The following is a 22,327-nucleotide window of genomic DNA, read 5'->3' on the forward strand; positions in this document are numbered from 1 at the left end:
CCCCCCCCCCCCCCCCCCCCCCCCCCCCCCCCCCCCCCCCCTCCCCCCCCCCCCCCCCCCCCCCCCCCCCCCCCCCCCCCCCCCCCCCCCCCCCCGCAACCGGCGCCGAGAGCGGCGCCCGGCGCCCGCCGTCAGAGCGCCTTGGCGGCGGGCTTGACCATGCCGCGCACCGTGCGCGACTTCACGAACTCGCCGATCGCCGTCATCTCCCACTCGCCGGAGAACTGCTTGATGAGCTTCGCCATCAGCACACCGGTCTGCGGCTCCGCGCCCGTCAGGTCGAAGCGGACCAGCTCCTCGCCGCTCGCCGCGTCGATGAGGCGGCAGTACGCCTTGGCGACCTCGGTGAACTTCTGGCCCGTGAACGAGTTCACCGTGAAGACCAGGCCCGTGACGTCCTGCGGCAGGCGGCCCAGGTCGACGACGATCACCTCGTCGTCCCCGGCACCCTCACCCGTGAGGTTGTCACCGGAGTGCTTGATCGCGCCGTTCACGATCGAGAGCTTGCCGAAGTAGCAGCTGTCGACGTGGTTGCGCTGCGGGCCGTACGCGATGACCGACGCGTCCAGGTCGATGTCCTTGCCCCGGAACGCGGGCTCCCAGCCGAGGCCCATCTTGACCTGGCTCAGCAGCGGCTTGCCGCCCTTGACCAGGGACACCGTCTGGTTCTTCTGGAGGGAGACGCGCCCCTTGTCCAGGTTGATCTTGCCCGAGGCCGGCGCCGGGGCGGCGGGCGCGGCGACCGGGGCCGCGGCGGGCGGCGGCGGGGCGAGGCGCGGGTCGACCGGCGGGGTGGTCGGGGCGGGCATGGCGGCGGCCGGGGAGGCAGCCGGGGCCGCGACCGGCGGGGCGGCGGGCGCGGCCGGTTCCTCGACCGAGACGCCGAAGTCGGTGGCGATGCCGGCCAGCCCGTCGGCGTAGCCCTGGCCGACGGCGCGGGCCTTCCACGCGCCGTTGCGCAGGTAGATCTCCATGACGACCAGCGCCGTCTCCGCGCCGAGCTGCGGGGGTGTGAACGTGGCCAGGGCCGAGCCGTCCGCCGCGTCCCGGATGGTGGCCGTGGGCTCGATGCCCTGGAACGTCTGGCCCGCGGCGTCCGGGCTCGCGGTGACGACGATCTTCTCGATGCCCGCCGGAACGGCAGCGGTGTCCACCGTGATCGAGTCGGGGCTCGTGCCACCCCCCGACGTGTAGGTCACGCCGGGGCCAGCGGGCTGGTTGAAGAAGATGAAGTCGTCGTCCGAGCGCACCTTGCCGTCGGCGGTGAGCAGCAGGCCCGACACGTCGAGCCGCACGGGGGCCGAGACGTCCACCGCCACACGCTGCGCCGTGAGCGGGATGTTCGAACCTGGGGTCATAGCTGTCATGCCAGAGGTAACGAGCGACTCCGCTTTACCGTTCCCTTACCCAAGCTTTTTCTTCCACGCCCGGGCTCTCCCTGCTCGCCGGATTCCTGCGCGTGCCGACGGTCCGGGGGCGGCGGCCACCGCGGCGTTGACCCGTCGATCGGACTACCTCACCCGTAAGGGCGACACCACGCGGGGCCGCTTGCCGCTGCGCCGGTCGGAGCGCGGCGGCAGTGCGAGAGTTCCCGGCGTGAACCTGCGCAAAGACTCCTCCCACGGCCCTCCGCCGGACGATCCCACGACCGCCGAGGGCGTCTCCGACGCGGGCGACCTCGGGTACAGCAAGGCGCTCCAGCCGCGTCACATCAGCATGATCGCGATCGGCGGCGCGATCGGCACGGGGCTCTTCCTCGGCGCGGGCGGGAACCTCGCCAAGGCCGGGCCCGCGCTGGCGATCGCGTACGCGGTGTGCGGTGTCTTCGCGTTCTTCGTCGTGCGGGCCCTCGGCGAACTCGTCGTGCACCGGCCCTCCTCGGGCTCGTTCGTGAGCTACGCCCGTGAGTTCCTGGGCGAGCAGGGCGCGTACGTCGCGGGCTGGATGTACGTACTGAACTGGGCGACCACCGGGATGGCCGACATCACCGCGATCGCGCTGTACGTGCACTACTGGTCGATGTTCACCTCCGTCCCGCAGTGGGTGCTCGCGGCGATCGCGCTGGCGGTCGTGCTCACCGTGAACCTGATCTCGGTGAAGAGCTTCGGCGAGATGGAGTTCTGGTTCGCCATCGTCAAAGTCACCGCGATCGTGCTGTTCCTGCTGATCGGCATCTTCTTCCTCACCTCGCGCGAGGAGATCGCGGGGCAGGCCCCGGGCCTGTCGCTCATCAGCGACCACGGGGGCTGGTTCCCGATGGGCGTGCTGCCCGTCGTCCTCATCACGCAGACGGTGATCTTCGCGTACTCGGCCGTCGAGATGGTCGGCGTGACGGCCGGGGAGACCGCCGATCCGGCGACGGTCGTACCGAAGGCGGTGAACTCGATCATGTGGCGGGTGGGCATCTTCTACGTCGGCTCGATCGTGATGCTGACGCTGCTGCTGCCGTGGACGGCGTACTCGGCGGGCCAGAGCCCGTTCGTGACGGTCCTGTCGAGGATCGGGGTGCCGGCGGCGGGCGGCATCATGAACCTGGTCGTGCTCACGGCCGCGATGTCCTCCCTCAACTCCGGCCTCTACACGACCGGGCGCATCCTGCGCTCGATGGCGATGGCCGGATCAGCCCCCTCCTTCACCGCGCGGATGAGCCGCAGCCACGTCCCCTACGCGGGCATCCTGCTGACGTCGACGGTGGCGCTGCTCGGGGTGGCGCTCAACGCGTGGCTGCCCGACGACGCCTTCGGGATCGTCACCAACGTCGCCTCGCTCGGCGTCATCTCCACCTGGAGCATGATCATGCTCTGCCATCTGGTCTTCGTACGGCGGGCGAAGCAGGGGTACGTCCAGCGGCCCGCGTTCCGGCTGTGGGCGTCGCCGTGGATCGAGCTGACGACGATCGCTTTCCTGCTCGCGGTGCTCGTGATGATGTGGTTCGACACGGACGGCGCGGGCCGTGACACGGTGCTGCTGCTCGTCCCCGTCGCGCTCGCGCTGACGGCCGGCTGGTTCGCGGTGCGGCGGCGGGTGCACCGGATCGCCGCCGAGCGGGAGGCGCCGCCGGTGGACCCGCTGGGCTGAGCGCCCGTCCGCCGGGCTTTCGCCGGGGCCGGTCGGAGCGCCGAGAAGGCCGCGCGGGAGACTGGCACCGCGGTGACCAGCAGGGTGAACCATGCGGTGGAGGAGTTCGATGGACCGGTTCGGGTTCGGGAAGTACCGGGCGGTCGCGCTGCTCGGAGAGAGCGGCACGGGCCGGACGTTTCTGGCGCAGTCGGACTCCGGCCCGCTCGTCGTCGTGAAGACGCTGCGGCCCGGCCTCCCCGACGAGGCCGCGCTCCGGGAGCGGCTGCGGGACGAGGCGCGGGCGGCACGGACCGTCCGGGGCCCGTTCCTGGCGGCGGTGCTCGACGCCGACCCGGACGCGCGGGCGCCGTGGATGGCGGTCGAGTACTGCGCCGGGCCCTCCGTCTCGGAGGCGGTGGCCGGCTTCGGCCCGCTCGGGTCCGACGACCTCGCGGCGCTCGGCGCGGCCCTGGCCCTTGCGCTCACCGGCATCCACAACGCGGGCCTCGTCCACCGCGACCTGAAGCCCGCGAACGTCCTCGTCACCAGGGACGGCCCCCGCGTCCTGGACTTCGCCAAGGCCGCCCCGGCCGGCGGGGAGCCGGCCGGCTCCCCCGGTTTCCTGGCGCCCGAGCAGCTCACGGGCGCCACCGAGCCGGCCGCCCCTTGCGATGTGTTCGCGCTCGGCGCCCTGCTCGTGCTCGCGGCGACCGGCCGCAATCCGCACGGCGCGGGCACGGCGCCGAAGATCGTGGACCGCACGCTGCACGAGGAGCCGGATCTGGTCGGCCTGCCCGACGCGGAGTGGACCGCTTTCCTGGCCCGCTGCCTCGCGAAGGACCCCGAAGCGCGCCCGGCCGTCTCCGAGGTCCTCGGCTGGTGCGGCGTCCGCGCCGCCGACCGGCCGTGGTGGCTGGGGCCGGAGGCCGCCGAGCTGTTCGACGGGCACGAGGAGTCGGTGCGGCTGCGGATCGCGGAGGCGGCGGAGGACGACGGTGACCCCGCGCGAGGGGCGCTGCCGCGGTGGACGCCGCCGGGCCGGTGACGACGAAGCGGGGACGACGAAGCGGTGACGACCGGGCGGTGGCCGTCGCCGCCGCCCGGTCGTCAGTGCCCGTCGTCACCGGCCGGTCGTCAGCTGGGCGTCAGCGTTGGCGCTTCCAGGGGCCGGTGATCGCCAGCATGATGCCGGGCGTCTGGATGTTGGCGTACAGGGTGCGCCCGTCCGGCGAGAAGGTGACGCCGGTGAACTCGCTGTACTCCGGCTCCTCCTCGGTACCGATGTTCAGCTCGTTGCGCGCGATCGGGTACGTGGTGCCGCGCTCGGTCGCGCCGAACAGGTGCTGGACGCCCTCGCCGTCCTCGGCGATGACCAGACCGCCGTACGGGGAGACGGTGATGTTGTCCGGGCCGTCGAAGGCGCCGTCGACCGACGGGTCGGAGTTGACGCCGAGCAGCACCTTCAGCGTGAGCGTGCGGCGCTTGGGGTCGTAGAACCAGACCTGGCCGTCGTGCGCGACGGGGCTCTCGCCCCGGGCGAACGAGGCGACGACGTAGGCGCCGCCGTCCGCCCACCACATGCCCTCCAGCTTGCGGGCGCGGGTGACCTCGCCGTCCTTGAACTGCTTGCGCGTGGAGACCGTCCTGGCGTCACGGTCGGGGACGTCCACCCAGTCCACGCCGTAGACCGTGCCGATCTTCGTGGCGCGGGACAGGTCGTCGACGAACCGGCCGCCGGAGTCGAAGCACTTGAAGGCCTGGAGCACGCCCGCGTCGTCGGCGAGGGTGCGCAGCCTGCCGCGGCCGTGGTGGAAGCCGTGCGGCGGGACCCAGCGGTAGAGCAGGCCGTTGGGGCCCGAGGCGTCCTCGGTGAGCAGCAGGTGGCCTCGCTTGGGGTCGACGACGACGGCCTCGTGGGCATAGCGGCCCAGGGCCTTGATCGGCTTCGGGGACCGGTTGGCGCGGCGGTCGGCGGGGTCGACCTCGAAGACGTAGCCGTGGTCCTTGGTGAAGCCGTTCTTGCCCGCCTTGTCCTCGGTCTCCTCACAGGTCAGCCAGGTGCCCCAGGGGGTGTTGCCGCCCGCGCAGTTGGTGGCGGTGCCGGCGATGCCGACCCACTCGGCGACCTCGCCGCCGCGGCGCACCTCGACGACCGTGCAGCCGCCGGCCGCCATCGGGTCGTAGACGAGGCCCTCGGTCAGCGGCACCGGGTGCGGCCAGTCGGCGCGGGCGCCGGCCAGCTCGTGGTTGTTGACGAGGAGGGTGGTGCCGCGCGGGCCCTCGAAGGTGGAGGTGCCGTCGTGGTTGGAGGGCGTGAACTCGCCGGACTCCAGCTTGGTCCTCCCGCAGTACGTGATGATCTTGTACGAGAACCCGGCGGGCAGCGCGAGGATGCCCTTGGGGTCGGAGCGCAGCGGACCGTAGCCCGCGCCGTGGTGCTCGCCGTGCCGGCCGTGGCCGTGGCCGTGCCCGGCGGTCCCGGCGCCGTCGTCGGTGGCGGCGAGCGCGCCCGGCGCCGTGGCGAGGGCGCCGACTGACCCTGCCAGGGCGACGCCCGCGCCGGTGGCGGCGGAGTGTCTGGCGAAGTCCCTGCGAGAGAGTGACATGGTGGCTGTCTCCTGCTGACGGTGAACGGTGGCGGGGCCGGGTGGGGAGGGGTCGCGGACCCGGTTTCGGCCACACGTTCCCGTCCGCGCCTGAACGGGAGTTGAACGCCGCTCTACGTCCAGGGGCCCGCTGGCGGGATATCGCGCGGGACGCCTTGACCACCTCGCGGTCAGACGCCACCTGTGCTGATCCGTGCGTGAACCGCCCGTTCCACGCGGAGGCCGGGCGCCCGCTGCGGCAGCGGGGCCCGGCCTCTTCGGCTGTGTGTTCTTCGGCTGTGTGTGGGTCAGCCCTGCGCCGAGCGGGCCTTGAAGGCGGCCTTGCGGGCTTCCTTGGCGACCTTCTTGTCCGGGTGGAGGCGGCCCATCGCCTCCAGGACGTCGGCCGTCGCGGGGTGCTCCACCCGCCATGCCGCCGAGAAGAACCCGCTGTGCTGCTCGGCGAGCCCCTCGACCAGGGCCTGGAGCTCGTCCGAGTTGCCCTCGAGGGAGAGCTGCGCGGCGATCGTGTCGACCGTCAGCCAGAAGACGAGGTCCTGCGAGGGCGCGGGGATGTCCACCGCGCCGTGCTCGGCGAGCCAGACCCGGGCGAGGCCGCCGAGCTCGGCGTCGTCGAGGACCTCGCGGAGCGCCGGTTCGGCCTCGGCGCCGACCAGCGAGAGCGCCTGCTGGCAGCGGAGCCGGCGCAGCGGCGCGCTCTCGTCCACGCCGCGCGCCGCGGCGAGCAACTCCCGTGCCGCGCCCAGCGGTTCGCGCCGCGCCAGCCACTGCTCGATCTCGGCCTGCGCGGCCGCCTGCGGGAACGTGGACGTGCCGTCGAGGAGCGCGTCGGCGCCCTTGTCAACGAGGTCACCGACGGCGGGCGCCGCCACCCCGGCCTCCAGCAGCCGCGAGCGGATCCCGAACAGGCCGAGCGGGGTGAGCCGCACCATGCCGTACCGGGCGACGTCGGCCTCGTCGACGGGCTCGGCGGGCTCCTCGTCGGCGTCGGCCATCAGCGCCTCGTCGACCGGCTGGAACTCCACGAGGCCGACCGGTTCGAGCAGCCGGAACTGGTCGTCGAGGCGCATCATCGCGTCCGACACCTGCTCCAGGATGTCGTCGGTGGGCTCCCCCATGTCGTCGGGCACGATCATCGACGCGGCGAGCGCGGGCAGCGGTACGGGGCCGTCGCCCGCGCCGCCCTCGGTGACGGTCAGCAGGTACAGATTGCCGAGCACGCCCTCCAGGAACTCGGTCTCCGCCTCGGGGTCCCAGTCGAGCTGCGAGAAGTCGATCTCGCCGCCCTCCTCCATGGCCCCCATCAGGTCGTCGAGGTCGGGCACCGCGGCGTCGGCGAGCGAGGTGTCGAGCGCGGCGAGCCACAGGCCGAGTACGTCCGAGGGGCTGCCGGCGGCGAGGGTGGCGAGCTCCGCGCCGACGGTGACGGTGCCCTCCTCCTCGTCCACGATCTCCAGCAGACCGGTGTCCACGGCGACGTTCCACGCCTCGCTCGCGTACGCGGCACCGTCCTCGTCGCCGCTCAGGCCCAGCTCGGCCGCGGCGGCGGGCAACTGCTCCTCGACGAGTTCACCGCCGGCGCCCACCCGGGTGCCGGGCCCGGCCCAGCGGGCGAGCCGCACCGCGCGCGACAGGAGGGGGGTGGCGAGGGCGTCCCGCGCCAGCTCCGCTTCGGCGGGCAGCCGGACCGGGGGCAGGGGGGAGCTGTCTGACATCGGCTGGTTCTCCTCAAGGGCATACGTTGCGACCGCTCAGCCTAGACGGATTTGACCGCTTGCCGCCCAGTTCATGTACCCGTCAGGTTTCGGTCGCCCGGGAGACATCCGCGAAACCTTGACAACTCCCGGGCTCAGGACAGAGATTGACGCGCGTAGAAAGCAGTATCAGGCCGCGGTGGCCGTGCAAGGCCACCAATAGCCGTACAGGGCCGTAGAAGGCCCTAGCAGGCTCCAGAGAGCCACCCTCGTCCCGGCGCTCGCCACTCGCACGTCCCCGGAGGGATCCCCTTGCCGAGCAAGCCCGCGCACTCCCCGTTCTCCCGCTCCCGCCTCGCCGCGCTCGCCGTCACCACGGCCTGCTGCGCCACATACGCCGTCGTCGTGACGGGCCCCGCACACGCCGCCACCGTCGCCGTCCACGACATCCAGGGCGCCACCCGGACGTCCCCGCTCGCCGGCACGCAGGTGTCCGGCGTCGTCGGTGTGGTGACCGGCGTCAGAACGTACGGCTCGTCCCGGGGCTTCTGGCTCCAGGACACGGCGCCCGACGACGACCCGGCCACCAGCGAGGGCGTCTTCGTCTTCACGGGCTCCGCCCCGACGGTCCGGGTCGCCGACGCGGTGACGGTCTCGGGCACGGTGTCGGAGTACGTGCCCGGCGGCGCCTCGTCCGGCAACCAGTCGCTCACCGAGATCACCAAGCCGACGGTGAGCGTGGTCTCGTCCGGCAATCCCGTGCCGGTCACGACGGTCGGCGCGAAGTCGGTCCCGGCCGCCTACGCGCCCGCGGGCGACCCGGCGGCGAACGGCTCGGTCAACAACCTGCCGCTCCGGCCCAGGAAGTACGCCCTCGACTACTACGAGTCCCTGGAGGGCCAGAACATACGGATCGGCTCCTCCCGCGTGGTCACCGCCACCGACCCGTACGCGGAGCTGTGGGTCACGGTCAAGCCCGGCGAGAACCCGACCGTCCGGGGCGGCACCCGGTACGGCTCGTACACCTCGCAGAACACCGGCCGCCTCCAGATCCAGTCGCTCGGCGCCGCCGCCGACTTCCCCGCGGCCGATGTCGGTGACGTCCTGGCCGGCCGCACCGAGGGCCCGCTCGACTTCAACCAGTTCGGCGGATACACCCTGGTGGCACGGGAGTTGGGCACGACCAAGCAGACGGGGCCGGGCCGGGAGACGACCCGGGCCCAGACGTCGGGCGAACTGGCCGTGGCGACGTACAACGTCGAGAACCTCGACCCGGCCGACGCCACCTTCGAGGAGCACGCGGCAGCCGTCGTCGACCACCTGAAGTCGCCCGACATCGTGTCCCTGGAGGAGATACAGGACAACAACGGCGCGAAGAACGACGGCACGGTCGCCGCCGACGTGACGGTCACCAAGCTGATCGACGCGGTCGTCGCGGCGGGCGGCCCGCGCTACGACTGGCGCTCGATCGACCCGACCGACGGCGCCGACGGCGGCGAGCCCGGCGGCAACATCCGCCAGGTCTTCCTCTTCAACCCCGAGCGGGTCTCGTTCACGGACCGCGCGGGCGGCGACGCCACGACGCCGGTGGGGGTGGTCCGCAGCCACGGCAAGGCCGCACTCACCGCCTCCCCCGGCCGCGTCGATCCGGCGGACGCGGCCTGGACCAACAGCCGCAAGCCGCTCGCGGGCGAGTTCACCTTCCGCGGCAGGACCGTCTTCGTCATCGCCAACCACTTCGCGTCGAAGGGCGGCGACCAGGGTCTGACCTCGCAGTACCAGCCGCCGGCGCGCAGCTCGGAGACGCAGCGCCACGCGCAGGCGACGGCCGTGAACTCCTTCGTGAAGTCCGTCCTCAAGGTCGAGCGCGACGCCGACGTCATCGCGCTCGGTGACATCAACGACTTCGAGTTCTCCGGGACGGCGCAGCGCCTTGAGGACGGCGGTGCGCTCTGGTCGGCGATCAAGTCACTGCCGCGCGGTGAGCGGTACACCTACGACTACCAGGGCAACAGCCAGGTCCTCGACCAGATCCTGATCAGCCCCTCGATCCGGCGGAAGAACACGTTCCGCTACGACAGCGTGCACATCAACAGCGAGTTCCACGACCAGATCAGCGACCACGACCCGCAGGTGCTGCGCCTGCGCCCGTAGGGACTCTCCGCGTCCCGGGTGCCGACCCAGCGTGGGCCCGGCACCCGGGCCGGCTATGGCGGCTCGGGCCGACGGTTACGGCTGCTCGGGCCGACGGCTACGGCCGCTCGGGGCGGCGTACGAGGAGCGCCCGGGGCTCGGCGTCCGGACCGTCGGCGACGAGCAGCGCGTACTCGTCGGCCACCATCGCCTCGGCCACGGCGACCGCCCGCTCCGCGGGGTCCTGGCCGCCCCGGCGTCTGTGCCGCCACCACGCGTCGCCCGCCGCGTAGATCCCGCTCGCACACATCAGCAGGGGCATGGCCAGGGCGGTCACCACGTCTCGCACCACGAACCTCTTATGAACTGGTCGGCACCGTCTGTGAGTTCATCGGAGTCCGGGCGCGCCACCTGAAGGCCCGCTATCGGCCAAAAACCGCAGAAAAAGACCGGAAGCCACCCCTCTTTTCCCGTAACCTTCAGCCCTGCTCCGCCCCACCTCGTAGCAGATTTAAGTGGAGCTTCACGGTGCGGCGGCCGACACTGCTCCCATGAGCGACACCGCCTCCGGGCACACCTCGGCTTCCCCCTTCGGCCGCGCCCTGTGCGCCATGGTCACGCCCTTCACCGCGGACGGCGCCCTCGATCCGGACGCCGCGCAGAAGCTGGCAGACCGGCTCGTCACCGAGGGGTGCGAGGGCCTCGTCCTGTCCGGCACGACCGGCGAGTCCCCCACGACGACGGACGCCGAGAAGGCGGACCTGGTGCGCGCGGTCCGGGAAGCCGCCGATGGGCGGGCGTCCGTCCTCACCGGCGTCGGCACGCCCGACACCCGGCACACCGTCGACCTCGCCCGGCAGGCCCAACAGGCGGGCGCCGACGGCCTGTTGGTGACAGCTCCGTACTACAGCCGGCCGCCGCAGGACGCCGTCGAAGCGCATCTGCGCGCGCTGGCGGACGCGACGGACCTGCCGGTGATGCTGTACGACATCCCCGCCCGCACCGGCACCCGCATCGAGCCGGACACCATGCTGCGCCTGGCCGGGCACCCCCGCGTCGTCGCCGTGAAGGACTGCGCGTACGACCTGCTCGGCACCCAGAAGGTCATGGCCGCGTCGGACCTCGCCTACTACACGGGCTGCGACGAGTACGTCCTCGCGCTGTACGCCCTCGGCGGCGCGGGCTACGTGTCGACGGTGGCCAACGTCGTACCCGGCGCCTTCCGGGCGATCATCGACGCGTACGACGCCGGGGACACCGCCCTCGCCGCCCGCCACCAGCGATTCACCATCCCGCTGACGGAGTTGATGATGAACGCGGGCCTGCCGGGCACCGTGACGGCGAAGGCGCTCCTCACCGAACTCGGCCTGCCGGGCGGCGGCCCGCCCCGCGCCCCGCTGCGCCCCGCGGGCCCAGCCATGACCGCCGAACTGCGAACGGCCCACGACACGCTGGTCAGCGCGTCGTGAGCCGGGGCCGATCCCCTGGTGCGGCGGGGGTCAGTTGTGGCTGTGCAGAACCTCGTTCAAGCCGCCCCACACCGCGTTGTTCGGCCGGGCCTCCACGGTGCCGGTGACCGAGTTGCGGCGGAAGAGGATGTTCGAGGCGCCGGAGAGTTCGCGGGCCTTGACGATCTGGCCGTCGGGCATGGTCACGCGGGTGCCCGCGGTGACGTAGAGGCCGGCCTCGACCACGCACTCGTCGCCCAGCGCGATGCCGACGCCCGCCTCGGCGCCGACGAGGCAGCGCTCGCCGATGACGATGCGGACGTTGCCGCCGCCGGAGAGGGTGCCCATCGTGGAGGCGCCGCCGCCGATGTCGGAGCCGTCGCCGACGACGACGCCGGCCGAGATGCGGCCCTCGACCATCGACGTGCCGAGCGTGCCCGCGTTGAAGTTCACGAAGCCCTCGTGCATGACGGTGGTGCCCTCGGCGAGGTGCGCGCCAAGGCGGACGCGGTCGGCGTCGGCGATGCGCACGCCCTTGGGGGCAACGTAGTCGGTCATGCGCGGGAACTTGTCGATCGAGGTGACCTGGAGGTGCAGGCCCTCGGCGCGGGCGTTGAGCCGCACCTTCTCGACGTCGTCGACGGCGACCGGGCCGAGCGAGGTCCAGGCCACGTTGGCGAGGAAGCCGAACTGGCCGTCCAGGTTCACGCCGTGCGGCTTGACCAGGCGGTGGCTGAGCAGGTGCAGGCGCAGGTAGACGTCGTGCGCGTCGAGCGGCTTGTCGTCGAGGGACGCGATGACCGTACGGACGGCGACGATCTCCACGCCGCGGCGGGCGTCCGGGCCGACGGCCTTGGCGGCGCCTTCGCCGAGCAGCTCCACGGCCTTCTCGGCGGAGAGCCGCTCGGAGCCGGCCGGGCCGGGCTCCGCGGTCAGCTCGGGGGCGGGGAACCAGGTGTCGAGAACGGTGCCGTCGGCGGTGACGGTGGCGAGGCCGGTGGCGACGGCGCCGGTGGAACGAGAAGCAGTGGTGGTGTCGGTCATGGAGGCAAACCTAATCGGCCCGCCCCCGCCGAGGCGAACCGGCGGCGCCCCCGTCTCAGCTCCCGGGCGGCCCCCGCCGCGACCCGTCGCGACCCGTCGGAGGGCGGCACTTTGGCGCGCCGGTGGAGCTACGGCACGAGCCGCGCCAGCATCTCCCGTGTGTACCCGGCGTCGTACTCCCCGCCGGTCAGCAGCACTTGCAGCGAGATCCCGTCCATGAGGGCGACGAGCGCCCGCGCGGTGACGGGGTCGGTGCGGCGGGCGACGACCTCGGCCAGTTCCTGGCACCACTCGGCGGCGACGGGGCGCAGGGCGGGCCTGCGCAGTGCGGCGAGGTACAGCTCGTACTCCAGCTCCACGCCCACCCGGTCCCCCGCCAGCCATTCGCCGAGCACCGCGGCGAGCTCCCCGGGGAGGTCGCTGCCGGGGTCGACGAGCCCGGCATGTCCGGCGACGACCTTCGCGAACCCCTCGTTGGTCTGCCGCAGCGCGGCGACCATCAGCTCGTCGAGCGTCTTGAAGTGGTACGTCGTGGAGCCCAGCGGCACATCGGCCGCCGCGGCGACGCTGCGGTGGCTCAGCCCGGCGATCCCCTTCTCCCCGACGACCCGGATCGCGGCGTCGATGATCCGCTGCCGCCGCTCGGGATCGTAGCGCCGGGCCATCAGTGCGCCCCGCCCATGTTCAGGAGCACGACGCCGCCGATGACGAGCACGATCCCGGCGGCCTTGGCGGGGTTCAGCCCCTCACCGAGGAAGATCATGCCGATCGCGGCGATGAGGGCGGTGCCGGCCCCGGCCCAGATCGCGTACGCGGTGCCGACCTGCACGGTCTTCAGCGTCTGTGCCAGCAGCGCGAACGCGATGACGTACCCGGTGACGGTGATCAGCGAGGGCCAGAGCCGGCTGAACCCCTCGCTGTACTTCATGGCCGTGGTGGCCCCCACCTCGGCGGCGATGGCGCCGGCCAGCAGCAGATATCCCATGCGTACGAGTGTACATATCGTTGCGTACACCCGTACACAAACCGGTGGACCCGTGGTGCAGCAGGGTGCGGCTCACGGGCCCTGGCTCACGTCCGCCGCTGAGCGCACGCCCGCGGCCGCCTGAGAATCCCGTACGGATCCGGCGGCGCCTCAGTCCACGGTGAACAGGGCCGCCCGTGACTTCTTCCACTCGGCGTGGTCGAGGTCCTTGGCCTCGGTGCCGTCCCCGTACAGGTCGGCCGAGCCGTTGTCGGTGATGAGCTGGGCGCGCTGACCGGGCACGGACAGGTTCGGCACGGAGACGATCGACTCCCAGCCGCCGGGGTCGCCGGTCGGCAGGTCGGCGGTCCTGACGGGCGCGTGGGCCGCGACACCGTCCCACGCGTACAGGGCGTACGGATCGGAGTTGTCGTCGGCGGCCCAGCTTCCGGCCAGGATCAGATACTGGTTCGCGGAGTTCTTCCGGATGTCGCGGACGGCGAGCCCGCCCAGGTCGAGCTCGATGGGCGTGCCGAACACCGGCGCGGATCCGCTCGCGAGCACCTTGTCGAAGTTGCTGACGGGCACGATGAGCCCCTTGCCCCCGCCCTTCGGCGGCACGAGCGGCGCGCGGAAACCGAGGTACGCGGTGGAGGTGGACCCGGGCGCGAACTCCAGCCCTTCCACGTTGAACCCGTCGATCTGCTTGGGCGCCTGCCCGTCCTCGGTCCCGGCGGCGAACCCGTACCGGTCCCCGTGGTCCTCGTCCCACGCCACGAGCCCCTCGCGCAGCTTCTTGTAGGAGTGCGCGTACGCCAGCTGCGTGGCGGCTCCGCTGCCGCTCACCGAGGTCGTGAAGACGGTGTTGCGGGGGGCCTTGTACTCGCCGTCCTTGTTGTTGCCGAGCGATCCGGTCCAGTAGACGAGGTCGCCGACGCGGGTGGCTCCCTCGATGTCGACCTCCTTGTCGACGCCGAGGGCGCCGGAGAAGTCCCAGGTCCGCACCGGCGCTCCGGAGACCGAACCGTCGTACAGGCGCAGCACGTTGGACTCGTCGTCGGCCACGACGACGTAGCCGCCGCCCACGTCGACGGCGGCGGAGGCGTCGCTGGAGCCGGTGAGGTACCGGGCGTCGGCGGCGTCGCGCACGGCCGCGGACGCCGCGAAGTGCAGCTTGGTGGTGGCCGATGCGCCGCCGCTGCCCGTCACCTTCAGCGTCAGGTCGGTGTACCCCTGACCGCGCGCGGCGACGGACACGGTGCGGCCGGCTCCGGTGCCGCTGACGGTGACGTCGGCGGGCTGGGCGACGGACGTTCTGCTGCTGGCGGTCGCGGTGACGGTGAGCGTGGAGGCGTCGGTTCCGCTCTGCGCGACCTTCACGGTGACCGTCGGTTCGGCCGTCCCGCCGACGGCTCCGCCGAGATAGGCGGCCGACAGCGAGATCGTCGGCGTGGCCGACCCGGCGGCGACGGCCGGGACGTGGCCACCGACGACGGCCAGCGTGAGCAGACCACCGGCAACGGCGACGGCCGCGCGGCGTGGGCGCGGGGAATGGTGCGGCACAGCGGGCACGGGGGCTCCTTCGTCGACCTGATGTCGACGGGAAGGTTCCGCTCCGCGGGCCAACGCCGCGTATCGATCACGCGTACGGCAGCCGAACACCGCGGGCCGGTACGGCGATCGGCCCCGGCGGGAATCCCGCCGGGGCCGATCGCCGTACCGGTCGCCGTAGTGAGCGGCGCCGTCTGTCTCAGACGTTGAAGCCGAGCGCCCGAAGCTGCTCCCGGCCGTCGTCGGTGATCTTGTCCGGGCCCCACGGCGGCATCCAGACCCAGTTGATCCGCAGCTCGTTGACGATGCCGTCGGTGGCGGACTTGGCCTGGTCCTCGATGACGTCGGTCAGCGGGCAGGCCGCGGACGTCAGCGTCATGTCGATCGTCGCGATGTTCGCGTCGTCGATGTGGATGCCGTAGATCAGGCCCAGGTTGACGACGTCGATGCCCAGCTCGGGGTCGACGACGTCGTACAGCGCCTCACGGACCTCCTCCTCGGAGGCCGGCTTCATCTCGACAGCGGTGTTCTCGCTCATGCGGTCCTCGCCTCCTCCGCGAAGGCCTGAGCCGTCGCGTCCTTCCACGCCATCCAGCTCAGGAGGGCGCACTTGACTCGGGCCGGGTACTTGGAGACACCGGCGAACGCGACCGCGTCCTCCAGCAGCTCCTCCATCGAGTCGTCCGGCTCGATCTTGCCCTTGGACTGCATCAGCTCCAGGAAGGTCTCCTGGATCTTCCGCGCGTCCGACAGCTCCTTGCCGACCAGCAGGTCGTTCAGCACGGAGGCCGAGGCCTGGCTGATGGAACAGCCCTGGCCCTCGTACGAGACGTCCTCGATCTTCTCGCCGTCGTACTTGACCCGCAGCGTGATCTCGTCGCCGCAGGTGGGGTTGACGTGGTGCACCTCGGCATCGCCGTCCCGCAAGCCCCGCCCGTGCGGGTGCTTGTAGTGGTCCAGGATGACTTCCTGGTACATCGAATCCAGCTTCACGCCAGCGCTCCCTAACCGAAGAAGTTCCGTACGTGCTCCAGGCCGTCGACCAGAGCGTCGATCTCGCCGGGCGTGGAGTACAGATAGAACGACGCTCGCGTGGTCGCAGGAATTCCGTACCGCAGGCAGACCGGCCGTGCGCAGTGGTGCCCGACCCGCACGGCGATGCCCTGCTCGTCGAGGACCTGGCCCACGTCGTGCGGGTGGATGTCACCGAGCGTGAAGGAGATCGCGGCACCGCGCTCCTCGGCCGTCGTGGGGCCGATGATCCGCAGGTCCGGGACTTCCTGGAACCGCTTCACCGCGTACTCGGTGAGCGCCTGCTCGTGACGCAGCACGTTCTCCATGCCGATCGCGCTCAGGTAGTCGATCGCCGCGCCGAGGCCGATGGCCTGCGAGATCGGCGGCGTACCCGCCTCGAACTTGTGCGGCGCCGGAGCGTACGTGGAGGAGTGCATCGACACGGTCTCGATCATCTCGCCGCCACCGAGGAACGGCGGCAGGTCCTCCAGGAGCTCCTGCCGGCCCCAGAGCACGCCGATGCCGGTCGGGCCGCACATCTTGTGGCCGGTGAAGGCCACGAAGTCGGCCTGGAGCGCCTGCACGTCCAGCGGCATGTGCGGCGCGGCCTGCGAGGCGTCGATGAGGACGAGCGCGCCCACCTCCTGGGCGCGGCGCACGATGGCCTCGACCGGGTTGTGGGTACCGAGGATGTTCGACACGAGGACGAACGAGACGATCTTCGTCTTCTCGGTGATGACCTCGTCGATGTTGGACAGGTCGAGCCGGCCGTCGTCGGTCAGGCCGAACCACTTCAGCTTCGCGCCGGTGCGCTGCGAGAGCAGCTGCCACGGAACGATGTTGGAGTGGTGCTCCATCTCGGTGATGACGATCTCGGTCTCGTGATCGACCTTGTACGGCTCGTCGGCCCAGCCCAGCATGTTGGCGACGAGGTTCAGCGACTCCGAGGCGTTCTTCGTGAAGATGACCTCGTCGCGACTGGGCGCGTTGATGAACGCGGCGACCTTGTCACGCGCGCCCTCGTACAGCGCGGTGGCCTCCTCGGCGAGGACGTGCACGCCGCGGTGGACGTTGGCGTTGTGCTGCTCGTAGTACTCGTTGAGCACATCGAGGACCTGGCGCGGCGTCTGCGAGGTCGCCGCGTTGTCCAGATACACGAGCTTCTTGCCGTCGTGGATCGTGCGATCCAGGATCGGGAAGTCCTTGCGGATCGCCTCGGTGTCGAGGAGGCCGGAAAGCCCCTGGTGGGCCACTGTCACGCGGATACGCCACCCTTCGTGTACTTCTCGTAGCCCTCGGCCTCGAGGGTGTCGGCCAGCTCGGGGCCGCCGGACTCGACGATCCTGCCCGCCGAGAAGACGTGCACGAAGTCCGGCGTGATGTAGCGCAGGATGCGCGTGTAGTGCGTGATCAGCAGGGTGCCGACCTCGCCGGTCTCCCGGACGCGGTTGACGCCGTCCGAGACCTGGCGCAGCGCGTCGACGTCGAGGCCGGAGTCGGTCTCGTCGAGGATCGCGATCTTCGGCTTGAGGAGCTCCATCTGGAGGATCTCGTGGCGCTTCTTCTCACCGCCGGAGAAGCCCTCGTTCACGTTGCGCTCGGCGAAGGCCGGGTCCATCTGGAGCGTCTCCATCGCGGCCTTGACCTCCTTCACCCAGGTACGCAGCTTGGGTGCCTCGCCGCGGATCGCGGTGGCCGAGGAGCGCAGGAAGTTGGAGACGGAGACGCCGGGGACCTCGACCGGGTACTGCATGGCGAGGAACATGCCGGCGCGGGCGCGCTCGTCGACGGACATCTCCAGGACGTCCTCGCCGTCGAGGGTGACGGTGCCCTGCGTGATCGTGTACTTGGGGTGACCCGCGATGGAGTAGGCGAGGGTCGACTTGCCGGAGCCGTTCGGGCCCATGATGGCGTGCGTCTCGCCCTGCTTCACGGTGAGATCGACGCCCTTGAGGATCTCCTTCGTGGCGTTGTCGGCCTCGACGGTGACGTGCAGGTCTCGGATTTCAAGCGTTGCCATGGGTGCCTCAGGACTCCTGGGAGAGGGAGACGAGCACGTCGTCCCCTTCGATCTGTACGGGGTATACGGGGACGGGGCGCGTCGCGGGAAGGCCGGACGGCTTGCCGGTACGGAGGTCGAAGGCGCTGCCGTGCAGCCAGCATTCGATCTGGCAGTCCTCCACCTCGCCTTCGGAGAGCGACACGTTCGCATGGCTGCAGATGTCGTTGATCGCGAACACCTCGCCCTCGGTGCGCACGACCGAGACCGGCGTGCCGTCGATCTCCACCCGCTTGGGGGTGGAGTCCTCCAGCTCGCTCAGCCCACAGACGCGTACGAAGGCCGACATCAGACGGTGGCCTCCAGCTCGGTCGCGATCTTCGCGAGCAGGCGCTCCTCGATGTCCGGGACACCGATCTGCTGGACCAGCTCGGCGAAGAAGCCGCGCACGACGAGGCGGCGCGCCTCGTCGGCGGGGATGCCGCGGGCCATCAGGTAGAAGAGCTGCTCGTCGTCGAAGCGGCCGGTGGCGGAGGCGTGACCGGCGCCGACGATCTCGCCGGTCTCGATCTCCAGGTTGGGCACGGAGTCGACGCGGGCGCCGTCGGTCAGAACCAGGTTCCGGTTCATCTCGTACGTGTCCGTGCCCTCGGCGGTGGCCTCGATGAGGACGTCACCGATCCACACGGCGTGCGCGTCGTCGCCCTGGAGCGCGCCCTTGTAGACGACGTTCGACTTGCAGTGCGGCGTGTTGTGGTCGACCAGGAGGCGGTGCTCCTGGTGCTGGCCCGCGTTGGTGAAGTAGAGGCCGAACAGCTCGGCCTCGCCACCGGTGGCCGCGTACCGCACGCGCGGGTGCAGACGGACCACGTCGCCGCCGAAGGTGACGACGACGGACTTGAAGGAGGCGTCGCGGCCGACCAGCGCGTTGTGCTGGGCGACGTGGACGGCCTTGTCGTCCCAGTCCTGGACGGAGACGACGGTGAGCTTGGCGCCGTCGCCGAGCAGGTAGTCGACGTTGGCGGCGAGCACCGCGTCACCGGTGTGGTCGATGACGACGACGGCCTCGGCGAACGCGCCCAGCTCGATGACCTGGTGGCCGTAGGCCACACCGCCCTCGCCGTGCACGCGGATCCGGATGGGCTCGGTGAGCACCGTCTCCTTGGGCACGGAGATGACGGAGGCCTGCTCGAACGCCGAGTACGCCTGGGCGGCGACGCGGTCGACGGGCTTGCCGGCCTTGCCGATCCGGGCGTCGTCCCGGCCGACGGCCTCGACGGTGACGCCGGCCGGCGCCTCCACGTCGATCTTGACGCCGGTGCCGGTGGCGACGGCGGTGCCGTCGTGCAGCCCGCGCAGCCGCTCCAGCGGCGTGAACCGCCACTCCTCCTCACGGCCGTGCGGGACGGGGAAGTCCCGCACGTCGACGGAGGGGGGCGCGCTCATGCGCGTGGCGACGGTCGACTCGGCGGCCACCGCGATGGTTCCGGCGGTCGTGGATCCGGCCGGGAGATTCTGAGCCTCAGCCATGGCTGTCGTAGCGCTCGCTTTCTTACGTAAGTGGCTTGACGGGTGGTTCGGGTGGCTGGATCAGCCGACCGAGCCCTCCATCTGCAGCTCGATCAGCCGGTTGAGCTCGAGCGCGTACTCCATGGGCAGTTCCTTGGCGATCGGCTCGACGAAGCCGCGCACGATCATCGCCATGGCCTCGAACTCGCTGAGGCCGCGGCTCATCAGGTAGAAGAGCTGGTCCTCGGAGACCTTGGAGACGGTCGCCTCGTGGCCCATGGAGACGTCGTCCTCGCGGACGTCGACGTAGGGGTACGTGTCGGAGCGGGAGATCGTATCGACGAGCAGCGCGTCGCACAGCACGTTCGACTTGGAGCCGTGGGCGCCCTCGCCGATCTCGACGAGACCGCGGTAGGAGGTGCGGCCACCGCCGCGCGCCACGGACTTCGACACGATGTTCGACGACGTGTTCGGCGCCATGTGGACCATCTTGGAACCGGCGTCCTGGTGCTGGCCCTCGCCCGCGAAGGCGATGGAGAGCGTCTCGCCCTTGGCGTGCTCGCCCATCAGGTAGACGGCCGGGTACTTCATGGTGACCTTGGAGCCGATGTTGCCGTCGATCCACTCCATGGTCGCGCCCTCGTACGCCACGGCGCGCTTGGTGACCAGGTTGTAGACGTTGTTCGACCAGTTCTGGATGGTCGTGTAACGGCAGCGGGCGCCCTTCTTGACGATGATCTCGACGACCGCGGAGTGCAGCGAGTCCGACTTGTAGATCGGCGCGGTGCAGCCCTCGACGTAGTGGACGTAGGCGCCCTCGTCGACGATGATCAGCGTCCGCTCGAACTGGCCCATGTTCTCCGTGTTGATACGGAAGTAGGCCTGGAGCGGGATCTCGACCTGCACGCCCTTGGGCACGTAGATGAAGGAGCCACCCGACCACACGGCGGTGTTCAGCGCGGCGAACTTGTTGTCGCCGGCCGGGATGACGGTCCCGAAGTACTCCTTGAAGAGCTCCGGGTGCTGCTTCAGGGCGGTGTCGGTGTCGAGGAAGATGACGCCCTGCTCCTCCAGGTCCTCGCGGATCTGGTGGTAGACGACCTCGGACTCGTACTGGGCCGCGACACCGGCGACGAGGCGCTGCTTCTCCGCCTCGGGGATGCCGAGCTTGTCGTACGTGTTCTTGATGTCCTCGGGCAGGTCCTCCCAGGACTCCGCCTGCTTCTCCGTGGAGCGCACGAAGTACTTGATGTTGTCGAAGTCGATCCCGGAGAGGTCCGAGCCCCAGTTCGGCATGGGCTTCTTGCCGAACAGCTTGAGGCCCTTGAGGCGGAGCTTGGTCATCCACTCCGGCTCGGACTTCTTGGACGAGATGTCCTTGACGACGTCCTCGTTGATACCGCGCCTGGCAGAGGCACCAGCCGTGTCCGAGTCCGCCCAGCCGTATTCGTACTTGCCCAGACCCTCGAGCTCGGGGTGGGCAGTCTCCTCGATGGGGAGCGTCATGCGGGGTTCCTCCCGGCGGTGCTTGCAGATGCGTTGGTATCGGTCTTCGGGGTGTTCTTGAGGCTGCTCTGCGGGATGAACGTCGTGCAGACGCCGTCGCCGTGAGCGATGGTGGCCAGCCGCTGCACGTGCGTGCCGAGGAGCTGCGAGAACATCTCCGTCTCGGCCTCGCACAGCTGCGGGAACTGCTCGGCGACGTGGGCGACCGGGCAGTGGTGCTGGCAGAGCTGCTCGCCCTGTTGCGGGAGGGGCGCGCTGCGCGCCGTAGCAGCGTACCCGTCCGCGCTCAGCGCCTTGGCCAGCGCTGCGGTCCGGCCGCCGGGCGGTGCGCCCTCGACGGCCTCGCGGTACTCGGCGGCCTGCGCGGCGAGCCGGGCCCGGGCGAAGGCGACGATCGCCTCGTCCCCGCCGGCCTGCTCCTGGATCCAGCGGATCGCGTCCGCGGCGAGCTTGTCGTAGGACTGGTCGAAGGCGTCGCGGCCGCAGTCGGTCAGGGCGAACACCTTGGCGGGCCTGCCGCGCGTACGCGCTCCGTAGATCCGCTGTTCCCGCGCCTGCACCACGTCGTCGGCCACGAGGGCGTCGAGGTGGCGGCGGACGGCGGCCTGGGTGAGGCCGAGGCGTCCGGCCAGATCGGCGACGGTGGACGGGCCGTGGTCCAGGATGGAGCGCGCGACGCGGTTGCGTGTCGAACGCTCACCGGTCGCGAGCTCTTCCTGAGGGGCCCCCATGGGTGCCTCCTGAGCCTCGCCGACGTTTTTCACAACGCCATTGTTGCGTAATTCCTCAGAGCCTGACAAGCGCAGCGGTGATCGGTGTCGGTGCCGTACATCACTTAGGCAGACCTAAGTAAATACCTGGCGTGACCTGCGGAAACGATCTCCGATCGGTCGGCGCCCCGCCGGTCGGGCCGGTAATTGCCTGGCGCCCGGAGAGCCCCGCCGGGACACTGCCGACCATGCCCGCACCCCTTCCGACCGGCCCACTCGTCACCCGCGCCTCGCTCGCGTGCGACCTGCGCGCGCTCGGTGTCGAGCCCGGCGAGACCCTGCTCGTGCACTCCTCGCTCAGCAGCCTCGGCTGGGTCAACGGCGGCCCGGTCGCCGTCGTCCACGCCCTCCTGGACGCGCTCGGCGAGAACGGCACGCTGGTCGTGCCCACCGAGTCCGGGGACCTCTCCGACCCGGCGCTCTGGTGCGACCCGCCGGTGCCGGTGGAGTGGTGGGAGACGGTCCGGGCGACCATGCCCGTCTACGACCCGCTGACCACGCCCTCCCGCTCCGTCGGCGTGCTCCCCGAGACCGTCCGCACCTGGCCCGGCGCCCTGCGCAGCGCGCACCCCCTGACCTCGTTCGCCGCACTCGGCCCCGGCGCCGCGGAGATCGTCGGGGGGCACGCCGAGAACTGCCGCCTGGGAGAGCGCAGCCCACTGGGCCGTCTGGAGGAACGCGGGGCGCGCGTGCTGATGCTCGGCACGGGGTACGGCACGTGCACCGGCTTCCACCTGGCCGAGTACCGGGTCCCCCACGACCTGGTGGACGCGGGGCGGCCGGGCCTCGCGGGCTGGGAGCACGTCACCGAGGTGGCGATCAGCGCGGACCGCTTCGACGAGCTCGGCGCCGCCTTCGAGCGGGACACCCCGATCGTCGTCGGCCGGACCGGCGCCGCGCAGACGCGCCTGTTCCCGCTGGCCGACGCGGTGGCGTACGCGCGGACCTGGCTCCCCGTCCACCGTCCGTACCGCTAGAGCGGCGCGGAAGAGGGACGGCGGGGCGGGGCGGTGTCGACCCGGCCGCCCC

21 protein-coding genes are annotated in these 22,327 nt (G+C 71.2%); 5 read left to right on the top strand and 16 right to left on the bottom strand.

Going from position 1 to position 22,327, the window contains the following annotated elements:
• Positions 1-131: 131 nt before the first annotated feature.
• Entirely contained in the window at positions 132-1,358 is a 1,227-nt protein-coding gene (locus ACZ45E_RS37965) for a TerD family protein (RefSeq protein ID WP_468230553.1), read from the bottom strand.
• Positions 1,359-1,602: 244 nt separating this feature from the next.
• Between ACZ45E_RS37965 and ACZ45E_RS37970 the strand changes: the two genes are divergently transcribed.
• Entirely contained in the window at positions 1,603-3,078 is a 1,476-nt protein-coding gene (locus ACZ45E_RS37970) for an amino acid permease (protein WP_468230651.1), read from the top strand.
• Between the two features lie 109 nt (positions 3,079-3,187).
• Complete coding sequence (locus ACZ45E_RS37975) at positions 3,188-4,105, top strand: serine/threonine-protein kinase (RefSeq protein WP_468230556.1); 918 nt, start codon at positions 3,188-3,190, stop codon at positions 4,103-4,105.
• 100 nt (positions 4,106-4,205) lie between these two features.
• On the opposite strand, the gene ACZ45E_RS37980 is transcribed toward ACZ45E_RS37975, so the two are convergent.
• Both ACZ45E_RS37980 and ACZ45E_RS37985 read right to left on the bottom strand, forming a co-directional pair.
• Positions 4,206-5,666 (bottom strand): alkaline phosphatase PhoX, encoded by a 1,461-nt coding sequence (locus ACZ45E_RS37980; RefSeq protein ID WP_468230559.1) that lies wholly within the window; start codon positions 5,664-5,666, stop codon positions 4,206-4,208.
• A 287-nt stretch (positions 5,667-5,953) separates the two neighbouring features.
• Positions 5,954-7,381: a hypothetical protein gene (locus tag ACZ45E_RS37985; protein ID WP_468230561.1), complete on the bottom strand. Its 1,428-nt coding sequence runs from the start codon at positions 7,379-7,381 to the stop codon at positions 5,954-5,956.
• Between the two features lie 291 nt (positions 7,382-7,672).
• Here ACZ45E_RS37985 and ACZ45E_RS37990 point away from each other — a divergent pair, with 291 nt between their 5' ends.
• On the top strand, positions 7,673-9,514 hold the full coding sequence (locus ACZ45E_RS37990; RefSeq protein ID WP_468230563.1) for an endonuclease/exonuclease/phosphatase family protein: 1,842 nt from the start codon (positions 7,673-7,675) through the stop codon (positions 9,512-9,514).
• A gap of 97 nt (positions 9,515-9,611) precedes the next feature.
• Here the strand turns inward: ACZ45E_RS37990 and ACZ45E_RS37995 are convergent, their stop codons facing one another.
• Positions 9,612-9,833 (bottom strand): hypothetical protein, encoded by a 222-nt coding sequence (locus ACZ45E_RS37995; RefSeq protein WP_468230566.1) that lies wholly within the window; start codon positions 9,831-9,833, stop codon positions 9,612-9,614.
• 211 nt (positions 9,834-10,044) lie between these two features.
• On the opposite strand from ACZ45E_RS37995, the gene dapA reads away from it, so the two are divergent.
• Positions 10,045-10,962 (top strand): 4-hydroxy-tetrahydrodipicolinate synthase, encoded by a 918-nt coding sequence (gene dapA, locus ACZ45E_RS38000; RefSeq protein WP_468230568.1) that lies wholly within the window; start codon positions 10,045-10,047, stop codon positions 10,960-10,962.
• A gap of 30 nt (positions 10,963-10,992) precedes the next feature.
• Here the strand turns inward: dapA and dapD are convergent, their stop codons facing one another.
• The 12 genes from dapD to ACZ45E_RS38060 form a co-directional block, all read right to left on the bottom strand.
• Entirely contained in the window at positions 10,993-11,985 is a 993-nt protein-coding gene (gene dapD, locus ACZ45E_RS38005) for a 2,3,4,5-tetrahydropyridine-2,6-dicarboxylate N-succinyltransferase (protein WP_468230571.1), read from the bottom strand.
• 128 nt (positions 11,986-12,113) lie between these two features.
• Positions 12,114-12,650, bottom strand: a complete 537-nt coding sequence (locus tag ACZ45E_RS38010; protein ID WP_468230574.1) for a TetR/AcrR family transcriptional regulator — start codon at positions 12,648-12,650, stop codon at positions 12,114-12,116.
• Complete coding sequence (locus ACZ45E_RS38015; protein WP_468230577.1) at positions 12,650-12,970, bottom strand: DMT family transporter; 321 nt, start codon at positions 12,968-12,970, stop codon at positions 12,650-12,652. Before ACZ45E_RS38015 ends, ACZ45E_RS38010 begins: the two co-directional genes overlap by 1 nt.
• Before the next feature lie 150 nt (positions 12,971-13,120).
• Positions 13,121-14,521 carry a hypothetical protein gene (locus tag ACZ45E_RS38020; RefSeq protein ID WP_468230579.1) on the bottom strand — a complete coding sequence of 467 codons (1,401 nt, stop codon included), beginning with the start codon at positions 14,519-14,521 and terminating at the stop codon, positions 13,121-13,123.
• Between the two features lie 178 nt (positions 14,522-14,699).
• Positions 14,700-15,038 carry a metal-sulfur cluster assembly factor gene (locus ACZ45E_RS38025; RefSeq protein WP_338695301.1) on the bottom strand — a complete coding sequence of 113 codons (339 nt, stop codon included), beginning with the start codon at positions 15,036-15,038 and terminating at the stop codon, positions 14,700-14,702.
• On the bottom strand, positions 15,035-15,493 hold the full coding sequence (gene sufU / locus ACZ45E_RS38030) for a Fe-S cluster assembly sulfur transfer protein SufU (RefSeq protein WP_468230582.1): 459 nt from the start codon (positions 15,491-15,493) through the stop codon (positions 15,035-15,037). The genes ACZ45E_RS38025 and sufU overlap by 4 nt, the downstream gene beginning before the upstream one ends.
• A gap of 11 nt (positions 15,494-15,504) precedes the next feature.
• Entirely contained in the window at positions 15,505-16,773 is a 1,269-nt protein-coding gene (locus ACZ45E_RS38035) for a cysteine desulfurase (protein WP_468230584.1), read from the bottom strand.
• The gene (gene sufC, locus ACZ45E_RS38040) at positions 16,770-17,534 is read right to left on the bottom strand and encodes a Fe-S cluster assembly ATPase SufC (protein ID WP_468230587.1); all 765 of its coding nucleotides are present in this window, start codon (positions 17,532-17,534) and stop codon (positions 16,770-16,772) included. The genes ACZ45E_RS38035 and sufC overlap by 4 nt, the downstream gene beginning before the upstream one ends.
• Before the next feature lie 7 nt (positions 17,535-17,541).
• Positions 17,542-17,862 (bottom strand): non-heme iron oxygenase ferredoxin subunit, encoded by a 321-nt coding sequence (locus ACZ45E_RS38045; protein ID WP_468230589.1) that lies wholly within the window; start codon positions 17,860-17,862, stop codon positions 17,542-17,544.
• A complete protein-coding gene (sufD, locus tag ACZ45E_RS38050) occupies positions 17,862-19,043 on the bottom strand; it encodes a Fe-S cluster assembly protein SufD (RefSeq protein WP_468230592.1) in 1,182 nt (393 codons plus the stop codon). Before sufD ends, ACZ45E_RS38045 begins: the two co-directional genes overlap by 1 nt.
• A gap of 60 nt (positions 19,044-19,103) precedes the next feature.
• The gene (gene sufB / locus ACZ45E_RS38055; protein WP_468230595.1) at positions 19,104-20,528 is read right to left on the bottom strand and encodes a Fe-S cluster assembly protein SufB; all 1,425 of its coding nucleotides are present in this window, start codon (positions 20,526-20,528) and stop codon (positions 19,104-19,106) included.
• Positions 20,525-21,292, bottom strand: a complete 768-nt coding sequence (locus tag ACZ45E_RS38060) for a helix-turn-helix transcriptional regulator (RefSeq protein WP_468230597.1) — start codon at positions 21,290-21,292, stop codon at positions 20,525-20,527. Before ACZ45E_RS38060 ends, sufB begins: the two co-directional genes overlap by 4 nt.
• Positions 21,293-21,486: 194 nt before the next feature.
• Between ACZ45E_RS38060 and ACZ45E_RS38065 the strand changes: the two genes are divergently transcribed.
• Positions 21,487-22,275, top strand: coding sequence for an AAC(3) family N-acetyltransferase (locus ACZ45E_RS38065; RefSeq protein ID WP_468230600.1), 789 nt, complete (start codon positions 21,487-21,489; stop codon positions 22,273-22,275).
• Positions 22,276-22,327: the final 52 nt, after the last annotated feature.

The sequence above is a fragment of the Streptomyces sp. NPDC030991 genome, from assembly GCF_055571235.1.